Origin of the sequence: Diplocloster modestus (assembly GCF_019042245.1) — a bacterium.
Taxonomy (GTDB): Bacteria; Bacillota; Clostridia; order Lachnospirales; family Lachnospiraceae; genus Diplocloster; species Diplocloster modestus.
This window is the reverse complement of the sequence record NZ_JAHQCX010000002.1, coordinates 239,056-251,551: the sequence shown is the minus strand read 5'-3', so window position 1 is coordinate 251,551 and position 12,496 is coordinate 239,056. Positions and strand designations below refer to the sequence as shown.

General features: G+C 45.9%; 10 protein-coding genes and 1 pseudogene. 6 read left to right on the top strand and 5 right to left on the bottom strand.

Features of this window, described 5'->3' with window-relative positions; all coding sequences use genetic code 11:
- Positions 1-4 precede the first annotated feature (4 nt).
- The gene (locus KTH90_RS03995) at positions 5-1,060 is read right to left on the bottom strand and encodes a GDP-mannose 4,6-dehydratase (RefSeq protein WP_238726281.1); all 1,056 of its coding nucleotides are present in this window, start codon (positions 1,058-1,060) and stop codon (positions 5-7) included.
- 233 nt (positions 1,061-1,293) lie between these two features.
- Between KTH90_RS03995 and KTH90_RS03990 the strand changes: the two genes are divergently transcribed.
- On the top strand, positions 1,294-1,869 hold the full coding sequence (locus KTH90_RS03990) for a VanZ family protein (protein WP_238726280.1): 576 nt from the start codon (positions 1,294-1,296) through the stop codon (positions 1,867-1,869).
- Here KTH90_RS03990 and KTH90_RS03985 read toward each other — a convergent pair.
- The gene (locus KTH90_RS03985; RefSeq protein ID WP_158349821.1) at positions 1,866-2,801 is read right to left on the bottom strand and encodes a tyrosine-type recombinase/integrase; all 936 of its coding nucleotides are present in this window, start codon (positions 2,799-2,801) and stop codon (positions 1,866-1,868) included. The genes KTH90_RS03990 and KTH90_RS03985 overlap by 4 nt on opposite strands.
- 557 nt (positions 2,802-3,358) lie before the next feature.
- Between KTH90_RS03985 and glmM the strand changes: the two genes are divergently transcribed.
- The 5 genes and pseudogenes from glmM (at position 3,359) to KTH90_RS03960 (ending at position 9,025) form a co-directional block, all read left to right on the top strand.
- On the top strand, positions 3,359-4,711 hold the full coding sequence (gene glmM, locus KTH90_RS03980) for a phosphoglucosamine mutase (RefSeq protein WP_238726279.1): 1,353 nt from the start codon (positions 3,359-3,361) through the stop codon (positions 4,709-4,711).
- Positions 4,701-5,192 (top strand): VanZ family protein, encoded by a 492-nt coding sequence (locus KTH90_RS03975; protein ID WP_238726278.1) that lies wholly within the window; start codon positions 4,701-4,703, stop codon positions 5,190-5,192. The genes glmM and KTH90_RS03975 overlap by 11 nt, the downstream gene beginning before the upstream one ends.
- Before the next feature lie 16 nt (positions 5,193-5,208).
- A pseudogene (locus KTH90_RS03970) lies at positions 5,209-5,805 on the top strand (AAA family ATPase); the annotation flags it as partial.
- Between the two features lie 410 nt (positions 5,806-6,215).
- Entirely contained in the window at positions 6,216-7,574 is a 1,359-nt protein-coding gene (trkA, locus tag KTH90_RS03965; protein ID WP_158349817.1) for a Trk system potassium transporter TrkA, read from the top strand.
- Between the two features lie 11 nt (positions 7,575-7,585).
- Positions 7,586-9,025 carry a TrkH family potassium uptake protein gene (locus KTH90_RS03960; RefSeq protein ID WP_158349816.1) on the top strand — a complete coding sequence of 480 codons (1,440 nt, stop codon included), beginning with the start codon at positions 7,586-7,588 and terminating at the stop codon, positions 9,023-9,025.
- A 6-nt stretch (positions 9,026-9,031) separates the two neighbouring features.
- On the opposite strand, the gene KTH90_RS03955 is transcribed toward KTH90_RS03960, so the two are convergent.
- From KTH90_RS03955 to KTH90_RS03945, 3 genes are all read right to left on the bottom strand, one after another.
- On the bottom strand, positions 9,032-10,735 hold the full coding sequence (locus KTH90_RS03955; protein WP_238726277.1) for an FAD-dependent oxidoreductase: 1,704 nt from the start codon (positions 10,733-10,735) through the stop codon (positions 9,032-9,034).
- A 13-nt stretch (positions 10,736-10,748) separates the two neighbouring features.
- Entirely contained in the window at positions 10,749-11,312 is a 564-nt protein-coding gene (ahpC, locus tag KTH90_RS03950; protein ID WP_158349814.1) for an alkyl hydroperoxide reductase subunit C, read from the bottom strand.
- A gap of 187 nt (positions 11,313-11,499) precedes the next feature.
- Positions 11,500-12,387, bottom strand: a complete 888-nt coding sequence (locus tag KTH90_RS03945) for a helix-turn-helix transcriptional regulator (protein WP_158349813.1) — start codon at positions 12,385-12,387, stop codon at positions 11,500-11,502.
- Positions 12,388-12,496: the final 109 nt, after the last annotated feature.

The following is a 12,496-nucleotide window of genomic DNA, read 5'->3' as shown; positions in this document are numbered from 1 at the left end:
TTCCTCATGTTGATAAATAAAATTCTTTATACCATTTAGCATATTTTCTTAAACCGTCGTATAAACTTGTACTGGGTTTAAAGCCAAAATCATTTATTAGGTCAGTTACGTCGGCATACGTCTGATAGACATCACCCGGTTGCATCGGGAGAAATTCCTTTTCGGCAGGACGGCTGATAATTCCTTCCTCCATCAAACATTTTTCCAATGTTTCTACAAAATACATCAAACTTTCAGGCTTATTATTTCCGATGTTATACAGTTTATATTTCACGCCATTATCGTCTTCCACGGGGGTTTTTTGTATAACATTCGAAAGGCCTATGATTATATCATCTATGTAAGTGAAATCACGGTACATATCACCATGGTTAAAAATGGCTATCTTTTGTCCTTGCAAAATCTTATTTGTAAAACCAAAGTACGCCATATCCGGTCTGCCCAGAGGTCCATAAACAGTAAAAAAGCGTAATCCTGTTGATGGTATTCCATACAGTTTAGAATAAGCGTATGCGAAAAGTTCGTTAGATTTTTTTGTTGCAGCATAAAGAGAAACCGGATGATCAACCTGATCCTCGAGGGAATACGGCACTTTTTTATTTGCGCCATATACGGAGGAGGAAGAGGCATAGACTAGATGCTCTATTCCCTTTGCACCATCATCATAGGAATGCCGACAAGCTTCAAGGATATTGAAAAATCCCATTACATTAGATTCCATATAGGAATCCGGATTCGTAATACTATAGCGTACGCCTGCTTGAGCCGCTAAGTTTACAACTATACTAGGGCTGTATTCCTGAAACACAGAGTTTACCAGCTCTTTATCTGCAAGATTACCTTTCACAAACACAAATGTACCATTAGCAGGAATTTCGGCGGCATCTTTTAGCAGTGTTAAGCGAGTTCCTTTTAAGGTGACATCGTAATAATCGTTCAGATTATCAATCCCAACAATCGTAACTGTATGATCACTATTCTCCAAAATATACTTTGCTAAATAACTACCTATAAAGCCTGCAACACCAGTAATTAGAATTGTTTTATTCGTGTAAAACATTTTAATTCTCCTTTATGTATTTTCGTGACCTCCCAAATAATTGCTATTATTTGAAGCTCAAAACCATCCAAAATCTTAAGACTTTCCAACCCAAAAATAAGAAAATAATAAGCCTTCCCCCGTTGCCCTCAGCTCTCAGAAATGCTAAAATACCCAATATCAAGTACGAACCCCCAAACCCCCAAATCCCCCACCTCAATAAACGAATACACATCCCAGAAAGGACATACCCCTTGCTCACAGATACCCTAACCCTGGTAATCAAAGATGTACTAAACGCCTTCCGCTATTTTCCGCAAGGCCTTCTGATCGGCCTCCTGGTTGCCATATTCCTCCTGCTGTTCAACATCCGCCGAAAAAAAGCGCAAAAAAACAGGATACCCATCATAAAGAGTATCCTATACACCATTTATATTATTGTAGTCCTGTACCTGACCCTTTTCTCCCGGGAAGCCGGATCCAGGGATACAGTAAACCTGACTGTTTTCGGAACCATATCCGCCACGCCCAGAGCCTATTCCTATGTCATCGAGAACATCCTGCTATTCGTACCCTGGGGGATTCTCCTTCCTTTGCTCTTCCAACGGTGCCGGCATCCCATTTTGTGCACTATGACAGGCCTGGCGGCCAGCCTGTTCATTGAAATAACCCAGCTGCTGACGCACAGAGGGTTCTTCCAGCTGGATGACTTAATAATGAACACCCTTGGAACATTCACGGGATGGTTTCTCTATTTTGTTATTTCCGCTGTCTTTCGGTATATGCGGCCGACAAGTAAGAAGAAAAATAAGCGTTCCAAACGTATCTAAAACAAGAAATTCCGCTCATTATACCGCATCATCACTTCTTTCTTCCTGGCATAAGACACCTCCGTATAAATCTGGGTGCTCACGATACTGTTATGGCCCAGCAGCTCCTGAACATCCCGGATCGTGGCCCCGTTGTTCAGCAGCTGGGTAGCGAACGAATGCCGCAGATAATGCGGGGTGGCCATCGGATTGATCATGGATTTCCTTTTATACTTCTCGAATATATTTTCCACGCTGTATATAGACAAACGATCCCCGTATTTATTTACAAACAATGCGTTGCAGCTCGGCTGGAAACAGTCCCGGAATTTCAGCCATCCCATCAATTTTTTGACCACAGCGGGAGAGGAGAGGAAGAGCATCCGCTCCTTGCGTCCCTTGCCGTGTATCAGAAGGGTTTCCTCCTCACGGTTGTAGTCATCTACATTCATCTGGCTGATTTCCCCGATCCGGAGACCCAGGCAGAAGAGCAGTTCCAGAATAACCGAATCCCTGAGACAGATTTTTTTGTGATATTCGCTTTCCAGCGCCTCATATTCATCCTGTGTCGCCTCGATCAGATTGCGGACTTCCCGCATGGAGAGCGTTTTGGGCAGTGCCTTTGGCAAAATGAATTTCCTGGAATTAAAGCGGAAAAAAGTCTCGCTGGAGATATTTTCCTGATTCAGGAATTCAAAATATTGCCGGATCGATATAAATTTTCTATGTAAAGATTTTGCTTTCAGGTTTCGCTCCTGCTGCAGCATTTCAAAATACTGCAGCAGGGTTTGTTGATCCAATACCGGAGTATTCTCCCTCGCAAGCCATGTAAATAAACCATTTAGATCACAGCGGTAAGCTTTTAAAGTGGCTTCAGACAGATTCCGAACCACGGTAAGGTGTGTCAAAAATCTATCCAGGTAATCCTGTTGGGATTGATAATGAAAATTCATTTTATAACCTCCTTGTCTTTTGTCGTAATTTTATAATGTCAATGGATCGCATAAATAAAAGTATAGTAATTTATAGACATAAAAGCAACAGGAGAATGTCGAAAAATGTCGAATGCGATGAGATATTGCTAAGAAATGCTTATTAGTGATAGAAAATTTCGTATTACAAATTCAATAATACATAATTACAACTACACATAATACAACTACACGGAAATTATAGCAGGATCACATCAGAAATTACATCTGGAAATACATCAGGAAATTATATCTAGGTAATTACATCCTTACAAAATCATGGCAATTTATTTCTTCAAATGATATAATAGGGCAAAATTTATAAAATAAAGGCATAATAATCTTAAGGGCTCATTATTGCAGAATCGATAAAGAAGGCATACAAAATTCAGCAGGATAGTAAGAACCAAAGTGAGAATCAAAATAAGAACCAAAGAAGAACCAAAGTGAGAATCAAAGTAAGAACCAAAGAAGATCAAAAGTTGAATCGCTTATAAGACAGCAATAATAAAATCATGAAGCATAAAAGGAGGACCCATATGGGAAAATATTTTGGCACCGACGGCTTCCGAGGAGAAGCAAATGTCACACTTACTGTAGAACACGCATATAAAGTGGGCCGTTACCTGGGCTGGTATTATTCCAATCAGCAGGGGAAACCATGCAAAGTGGTGATCGGTAAAGATACCCGTCGATCCAGCTATATGTTCGAATACTCACTGGTAGCGGGCCTGACCGCCTCAGGCGCCGATGTATATCTGCTTCACGTAACGACGACTCCCAGCATTTCCTATGTGGCCCGCACGGAAGATTTCGACTGCGGGATTATGATTTCGGCCAGTCACAATCCCTACTATGATAATGGCATTAAACTCTTAAACGGTCAGGGGGAAAAGATGGAGGAAGAAACGACAGGAAAGATCGAAGCTTATCTGGACGGAGAACCGGCGGATCTGCCCTATGCCACCGGTGCCGGGATCGGCCGTACGGTAGACTATGTCATTGGCCGGAACCGGTATATTGGTTATCTGATATCCCTCGCCACCAGGTCCTACCGGAACATGCGGATCGGCCTGGACTGCGCAAACGGAAGCGCCTGGATGATAGCGCGGAGTGTATTTGAGGCTTTGGGTGCCAAGACATACGTGATACACGCGGAACCGGATGGAATCAACATTAATGAAAAATGCGGCTCTACCCATATCGAAGAACTGCAGGAATTCGTAATAAAAAATCAATTGGATGCCGGTTTTGCCTTTGATGGAGACGCAGACCGCTGTATCGCCGTGGATGATCAGGGAAATGGTGTGAACGGGGATCTGATCCTCTATGTCTGCGCGGTCTATATGAAGGAGAACGGTATGCTGGAAAATAATACGGTGGCCACCACCATCGTATCGAATCTGGGCCTGTATAAAGCATTCGAGGCAGCGGGGATCGATTTTGTCAAAACCCAGGTGGGTGATAAATACGTCTATGAAAGTATGGCAAAAAATGATTACTGCATCGGCGGGGAACAGACCGGCCATGTAATTTTCAGCCGTTATGCGGCGACGGGAGACGGGATACTCACGGCGCTGAAGATTATGGAAGTTATCCTGGAGAAGAAGATGCCGCTCAGCAAATTGATCAGTCCGGTGACGATCTACCCGCAGGAGCAGCAGAATATCCGGATCAGGAATAAGACGGACGTTAAGCGGGATCCGGATATCCTGGAGTTGATCCGCTCGGTGGAGGAAGAATTAGGGGACACCGGCCGGATTCTGGTCAGAGAAAGCGGGACAGAACCTGTGATACGCGTCATGGTAGAAGCCAAAACCCAGGAAATATGCCGGCGTTATGTGGAACAGGTGGTGGCGAAAATCAGAGAGAAGGGATATTGTGCGCAATAGGATTCTGCGATGGGTTCCGGCTTCCCTGGTTATGATTCTTATATTTTCATTTTCAGCAGCAGATGGGGAGGATTCCGGTTCGACCAGCGGGGTTATAGTGGAACAGATTCTGAAGATTGTGGAAGGAAATAGGCCAATGGCTCCCGAAAAACGGGAAGAGATGTTCGACAGGCTGCAGTTTGTGGTGCGGAAAGGAGCCCATATGACCGAGTACGCGATACTTGCCCTGGCTCTGCTGCTTGCGTTTTCCCAATATTGGCGGCCGGTTTGGCCGCTGGCCTGGCGCGGTGAGCTGGCATGCTTTTTGTATGCCTGTACGGATGAACTGCATCAGCGTTTGGTTCCTGGCCGCAGCGGCCGTTTTCAGGATGTGCTGATCGACAGCGCAGGAGCTTTAGCAGGAATTTTGGTAGGAATCGGGATTTTGAGCTATATTCGAAAGAAACATGGAAATACTGTTGGTAGAGTGAGAACACCGTAAAGAGAAAGGAAGCGAACGCCGTATGATGAAAAAAATGATCCTCGTCACCTCCCCGCCTGCCTGTGGAAAAACTTACATTTCCAAAAAACTGGCTGAGAATTTAAAACACGTCGTCTATTTAGATAAGGACACCCTGATCGTACTGTCGAATCAAATATTCGCGGTGGCGAATGAAGAAAAAAACAGAAGCTCGGATTTTTTTGAAGAAAACATCCGGGATTATGAATATGAGGCTATTATCGATATCGGACTGGAGGCGCTGAACTACGATGATATCGTCCTGATCAATGCCCCTTTTACAAAGGAGATTCGGGATAAGGAGTACATCGATGAATTCGGCCGCAAGCTTGCAAAACGCAATGCAAAGTTAGTGATCGTATGGGTGGTGACAGATCCTGAAGTATGTCATCAGCGTATGGTAGCGCGCAATTCTGACCGGGACACATGGAAACTGGAGAACTGGGATGAATATATCGCCGGTGTGGATTTTGACATACCGGTGGAACTGGATAATCCAACGGTGAAGGATGATTTGCTCCTGTTTTATAATTCATCGGATGAAGAGTTTGAGGAATCTATGGCCAGAATCGTCGGTATTCTGGAAGATGAGTAGATTACTATCATAGAATAGCAGATCATCAGAATAGCAGATCATCAGAATAGCAGATCATCAGAATAGCAGATCTCAAGAATAGAATAACATAAGAAGAAAGGCAGAACTTTTTGGGCAGGTATCGCATTGCGCTGTCCAAAACGCCTGCCTTTCATTTTATCTGTATAGTTCTATAGCTGCATATGTAACTTAATTTCAAGAAAAATTTCCGGAAGGAAGATATTTTGCCAAATTTTGTTCTAAATTGTACTGAAATGTCAAATACTCTGTCTGTTATGTCTATACATTAGGAGAAAGGGAGGCTATAATAGAAATAAGCGATTTGATAAGAGATGAAGAATACCTTTTGATGTGGGAATTTATTCCGCATCATTTTCGTGTAACGGGTATACATCTGATGGGAGGATATCATGGAAATTATCATCGTAGGCGGCGGAAAAGTAGGGGTGACACTGGTAGAACAGCTCAGCCGGGAAGGACATAACATCACCCTGATCGACCGGGATGGAGACAAGCTGCAGCGGATTGCCAATACCTTTGATGTGATGGGGGTGGCGGGAAACGGCGCCAGCTACAGCACGCAGATGGAAGCCGGAGTGGAGACGGCGGATCTGCTGGTCGCAGTGACAGGATCTGATGAATTGAACCTGCTGTGCTGTCTGTTCGCCAAGAAAGCTGGAAATTGCCAGACCATCGCCCGGGTTCGCAACCCGATCTATAATAAGGAAGTGCGGTACATAAAGGAGGAACTGGGACTGTCTATGGTGATTAATCCCGAGTTTGCGGCATCCATGGAGATCGCCCGTATCCTGAAGTTTCCGTCAGCCATACGGATCGACACGTTTGCCAAGGGAAAGGTGGAGCTGTTAAAATTCAAAATCTATCCGGAATATCATTTGGATCAGATGAGGATCACCGATATCAGAGGAAAATTCCGCTGTGATATCCTGATCTGCGCGGTGGAAAGAGGGGAGGATGTGATCATCCCGTCCGGTAATTTTATCCTCCGGGAAGGGGATATCGTGTCCATCGTGGCGCCGCCAAGGCAGTCTGCCGACTTCTTTCACCGAATTGGGATCGCCAATAACCGAATCAAGAATGCGATGGTAGTAGGCGGCGGGAAAATATCCTATTATCTTTCGAAGCAGCTGGAAGCGATGGGCATATCGGTAAAAATCATAGAGTTGGACAGGGGCCGCTGCGAAGAATTAAGCGAGCTGCTGCCAAAGGCAACGATCATATACGGAGACGGAACCGATCAGAGTATTCTGCTGGAAGAGGGAATCCGCCAGGCGGATGCGTTTGTGGCGCTGACGAATCTGGATGAAGAGAATATATTGCTGGCCCTGTATGCCAAGAGCCAGTCGAAGGCCAAATTGATCACGAAGGTGAACCGGATATCCTTTGACCAGATTATCGATCAGCTGGATATCGACAGTATTATTTATCCGAAATACATTACAGCCAATTATATTATCCAGTACGTGCGTGCCATGCAGAATTCGATCGGCAGTAACGTGGAAACCCTGTACCGGATCATCGAAAACCGGGCGGAGGCGCTGGAATTCTGTGTGCATGAGAACTCACCGGTAGTGGGGATTCCGCTGGAAAAACTGAATCTGAAAGAAAACCTGCTGCTCTGCTGTATTAACCGGGAACAAAGGATCATCATCCCGAAAGGACAGGACACAATCGAAGTGGGAGATACGGTGATCGTGGTAACCACCAACACTGGCCTGAATGATTTAAAGGACATATTAAAACACTGAAGAGGTTCGCTATGAATTATAAAATGATAATCTATATACTGGGAATGGTCCTGAAAATAGAGGCGGTTTTTATGACCCTTCCCTGTCTGGTAGCGGTGATCTATCGGGAAAAGAGCGGATACGCCTTTTTGCTGGTCATGCTTCTGTGCTTTTTGCTGGGGCAGATCATGACGATGAAGAGACCTTCGAATAAGATATTTTATACCAGAGAAGGTTTTGTGACGGTGGCCTTGTGCTGGATTATGATGAGTATCATCGGTGCCCTGCCGTTTCTGATCAGCGGGGAAATAAAAGGAGTCGTAGACGCGCTGTTTGAAACCGTATCCGGTTTTACAACGACCGGAGCCAGCATTCTGTCGGATGTGGAATCCATGTCCCACTGTGCTTTGTTCTGGAGAAGCTTTACACACTGGATCGGCGGCATGGGTGTTCTGGTCTTTGTCCTGGCGGTTCTGCCCTTTGGCGGTGGAAATGATATCCATCTGATGCGGGCGGAAAGCCCCGGTCCGTCCGTCGGCAAGTTTGTGCCCAAGGTGAGGTCCACGGCAATGATTCTTTACGGAATTTATATCGTGATTACGATCATTGAGGTTTTGTTTCTGCTGGCAGGGAAAATGCCGCTGTTTGAAGCCCTGTGCAGTACGTTCGGGACTGCAGGTACCGGAGGTTTCGGTGTGAAAAATGACAGTTTTTCATCCTATTCCCCCTATCTCCAATACGTCGTTACCGTGTTTATGATACTGTTCGGGATCAATTTTAATGTGTACTTTCTGCTGCTGATCCGAAAGTTTGCGCAGGCGTTTAAATTCGAGGAGATAAGATATTACCTGGGTATTATCCTGGTGGCGATCCTGATCGTGACATTTGATATTCATAAGCTGTTCCCCAACTGGGAGAGCGCTTTTCGGCATGCGTCTTTTCAGGTTGCTTCCATTATTACTACGACCGGATTTTCTACTGTGGACTTTGACCTGTGGCCGCAGATGTCCAAGACGATCCTGGTTATGCTGATGTTCGTCGGAGCCTGTGCGGGCAGTACCGGCGGCGGTATTAAGGTATCACGATTCGTGATTTTATTGAAAACGGTAAAGAAAGAGCTGAATACTTTAATCCACTCCAGAAATATTAAAAAAATACAGATCAATGGGCGAAGCGTTGAACATGAGGTGGTTCGTTCGGTCAATGTTTTTTTGATCGCCTATGTCATGGTGTTTTCCTTTTCCGTTTTACTCATCAGTGTGGATGAATTCAATCTGACATCTAATTTTACAGCGGTAGCTGCTACCCTGAATAATATCGGACCCGGCCTGGAGATGGTTGGACCATCCCAAAATTTTGGGATGTTTTCCGGCTTCTCCAAGCTGGTTCTGATCTTTGACATGCTGGCTGGACGGCTGGAACTGTTTCCGCTGTTAATTTTATTCAAACCGGCTACCTGGAGGAGAAATTAGGAAGACCTATCCCTCTTCCAGTAATTTCACGATTTCTTCTATACTTCTGCTGCCGAAGACCGTCCGGTTGTCGTTGATGATAATGCAGGGGACACTCATAATGCTGTATCTGTTTTTGAAATCAGGAAAATGATTGATGTCGATCATTTCCGCCGTGATTGAAGGATTCTCAAGAGCTATTCGCTGGCAGGCCATCACCACGTCGGGACAGAATGTGCAGGATAGAGAAACCGCTATTTTTATATTTACCGGCCCGGTCACTTTCCGGATTCTGTGTAACAGAGGTTCGTCAAGCGGCTGCCCAGGACCGGCTGTGTTATAGAGAGCGATGATAAACGAATTGAATTCATGTCCGCCTGGTACCCCGTGGAATTTGATGCCGGTAAATTCTCCGACGTGGTTAAAAAGGGCGATACAGGGATAATATGCCACAGCAGCCTGCTTTTCTAAAGCAGGCTTTTCGCCTTTATTGATCAAACACAGGGAGAGTTTGTCGGACAACCCTTTCAGATCGGAGAATAGCTGTCGGATCTCCAGGGAAAGTGTTCCGGTTTCATCCAAAAAGGCGGTCAGGGTAACCGGCCTGCTGAATTTAGCAAAGATTCCCATCAGGGACTTGCGCATTTCTTCATCTACAAAACCTTCTGAAGGTCCGGAAGGGGCATTTGCGGACTGCTCAAGCTGGGACGTTTCGGGTTCAGAAGCTGCCGCAGAGTGCGCAGAGGTATCAGCATCCGGAGTTTCCCGCTTCAATCCAAGGGTTCGATACATTTCTTCCACATAGTGTTCCAGATTCGTCGCGCACAGAGCACCGTCGGATACGGCAGTCACTACCTGGCGCAAAGGTTTGACACAGATGTCTCCGGCTGCAAAAACGCCGGGGACATTTGTCTGTAGATTCTGATCCGTGAGAATATATCCCTGCCGGTCCAGATCCACTTTCCCGTTGAAGAGAGCGGAGGCGGGAGCATATCCGACGAAGATAAAGATGCCGAAGGTCTCGTCTGCTCCTTCCGGATGATATTCTGTGATTTCCCCGGTCTCATTGTTTTGGTATTTCAGCCATCGCAGGCAGCTATCGCCGCCGGTTTCCAGCACTTCCGTATGGAATTTGACATCGATTTTGGGATGGTTTAGCACCTGTTCCGCTACGCCCCTGGCACAGGTGAATTCGGGTTCCCGCACGAGAACCGTTACTTTTTTTGCGTATTTTGTAAGAAATACGGATTCTTCGGCAGCCGCATATCCGCCGCCTACGACAAAAACGTCCATCCCGGTGAAAAATTCTCCGTCACAGGTGGCGCAATAGGCGATACCATGTCCTTTGAACTCTTCTTCGCCCGGGAAACCCAAAGTGCGGGGGTTGGCACCTGTCGCCAGTATGACGCCAAGCGCTTCGTAATCACCCACGGATGTTTTGATCTTTTTAACCGGGCCTGAAAAATCCACATCCAGGACAATAGCGTTCAAAAACCCGGCGCCGAAATTTACGGCCTGCTTACGCATATCTTCCGTCAGCTTTTTCCCGTCCGCGCGGATCACACCCGGATAGTTTACAACCACGGATGAAATATTTATCTGACCGCCGATCTCGCCTTTTTCGATCAGCAGGGTTTTAAATTTTGCCCGGGCGGCGTAGATTCCCGCGCTTAAGCCGGCCGGCCCGGCGCCGATGATGATCATATCATAAAAATTATCATTTTTTTTCATAAGTTCCACCCGGTCAGATCATACCTACCAGATCCAGGCTGGGTTTTAGGGTCTGCGCGCCTGGCTGCCATTTGGCAGGGCATACCTCATCCCCGTGTTCCGCCACGAACTGGGCAGCATGAATTTTCCGGATCAATTCTTCCGCGTTACGGCCGATACCGCCGGCGTTTATTTCGTATAGAACCACATCACCTTCCGGGTTAATCAGAAAGGTGCCGCGCTCCGCCATGCCGCTCTCTTCGATATACACGTCCAGATCCCTGGTCAGAATTCCGATTGGATCGGCCAGCATGGGATATTGGATTTTCTGAATAGTCTTTGAAGCATCGTGCCAGGCCTTATGCACGAAGTGAGAATCGGTGGATATGGAATAAATCTCACAGTTCAGCTCTCTGAATTTACTGTAATTATCGGCCAGGTCTTCCAGTTCGGTGGGACACACAAATGTAAAATCTGCCGGATAGAAAAACAGGACATTCCATTTCCCCAGTAAATCTTCTTTTTTTACTTCGATAAACTTTCCGTTATGATAAGCTTGCAGTTGAAAATCACAAATAGTTCTGCCTATTAAAGACATGGTATTTCCTCCATTCGATTTGAAATATTTTTCGAGCATAGTATCTGCGCTCTTTGTGATTTTCATACCTTACCGTGCAGCTGTGCTGCACGCCCGCCCGAAGGGCATGCATTATGGGATGCCAGAAATGGTATACCTTACCGTGCAGCTGTGCTGCACGCCCGCCCGAAGGGCATGCATGGGTAATTTACCATTTCTTCCGATATTCTGATGCGGAATAGCCTTCGGATTTTCGGAACATTTTGGAAAAATAGTTGCTGTCCGGAATGCCGCAAAGTCCCGCGATTTCATCGATCGGTTTGTCTGTAAATCGTAGCAGCTCTTTCGCGTGGGTCACTCTTCTGGTACGAAGATAATCTCCGATGGTGACGCCATAATATTTCTTAAACTCCCGGGAAAGATAAAACTTACTGATATAAAATTCTTCCGCCAGGGAATCCAAAGAGATTTTTTCCGCAAAATGGATATCCAGATAATCCCGGACCTGTTCCAGCTTTTCCGTACTTTCCTGGCTGCTGGGGCTGTCATTGCGGGTAATACAAAGGGTCAGAAGGTCTGTCAGCAGTTTCGAAATCAGGAATTCCGAGCGCAGATCATTGATTTTCTGAAGCTGGATAACGGTCTGTAATGTGGTGATAAAATCAGACTGGAGCTCCGTATGGAATACTGCGTGGGGCAGTATGCTCTCATAGAAACTATAGTAGCAGGACGCCTGACTGCCGTTAAAATGTACCCACATCAGCTCCCAGGGATCGGATTCGCTGCTGCAGTGAGAATAGGGCCTGTTGCAGTCGATGAAAATACAGTCATTGGCGTGCAGCGTGTGCTGCCGGCCGCAGTAAGTGAACTGACCGCTTCCGGACAGAACCGTGAAAAACAGATAAGAACTCAAGTGCTCCCTTCGGCTGGTGTGGCTCTTCAGGCTTTTCAGATAACCGACCTCCTGGACGTAGAAGAGATTACCGCGGGCGAACTCACTGGGCGTGTTCAAAACCCTATGGGATTTTATAATTTCGGAAGTCGCATAGGAGTCAAACATTGTTTTTCGGACAGGTTTTTTGTCATCTGTACTCATATAATTCCCTCAAACCTTTCTTTAAATTAAAAAAATTTGTAAGGCCGGACAGTAGTATCTTGCTCGAGTGGTAAAATATTGCCCGATCGATAGCGATAGCAATATTTTA

What these genes read in the sequence shown, in the direction of transcription:
- KTH90_RS03995 (WP_238726281.1), bottom strand. Translation starts at nt 1,060, where the DNA reads ATGTTTTACACGAATAAAACAATTCTAATTACTGGTGTTGCAGGCTTT.
- KTH90_RS03985 (WP_158349821.1), bottom strand. Translation starts at nt 2,801, where the DNA reads ATGAATTTTCATTATCAATCCCAACAGGATTACCTGGATAGATTTTTG.
- glmM (WP_238726279.1), top strand. Translation starts at nt 3,359, where the DNA reads ATGGGAAAATATTTTGGCACCGACGGCTTCCGAGGAGAAGCAAATGTC.
- trkA (WP_158349817.1), top strand. Translation starts at nt 6,216, where the DNA reads ATGGAAATTATCATCGTAGGCGGCGGAAAAGTAGGGGTGACACTGGTA.
- KTH90_RS03960 (WP_158349816.1), top strand. Translation starts at nt 7,586, where the DNA reads ATGAATTATAAAATGATAATCTATATACTGGGAATGGTCCTGAAAATA.
- KTH90_RS03955 (WP_238726277.1), bottom strand. Translation starts at nt 10,735, where the DNA reads ATGAAAAAAAATGATAATTTTTATGATATGATCATCATCGGCGCCGGG.
- ahpC (WP_158349814.1), bottom strand. Translation starts at nt 11,312, where the DNA reads ATGTCTTTAATAGGCAGAACTATTTGTGATTTTCAACTGCAAGCTTAT.
- KTH90_RS03945 (WP_158349813.1), bottom strand. Translation starts at nt 12,387, where the DNA reads ATGAGTACAGATGACAAAAAACCTGTCCGAAAAACAATGTTTGACTCC.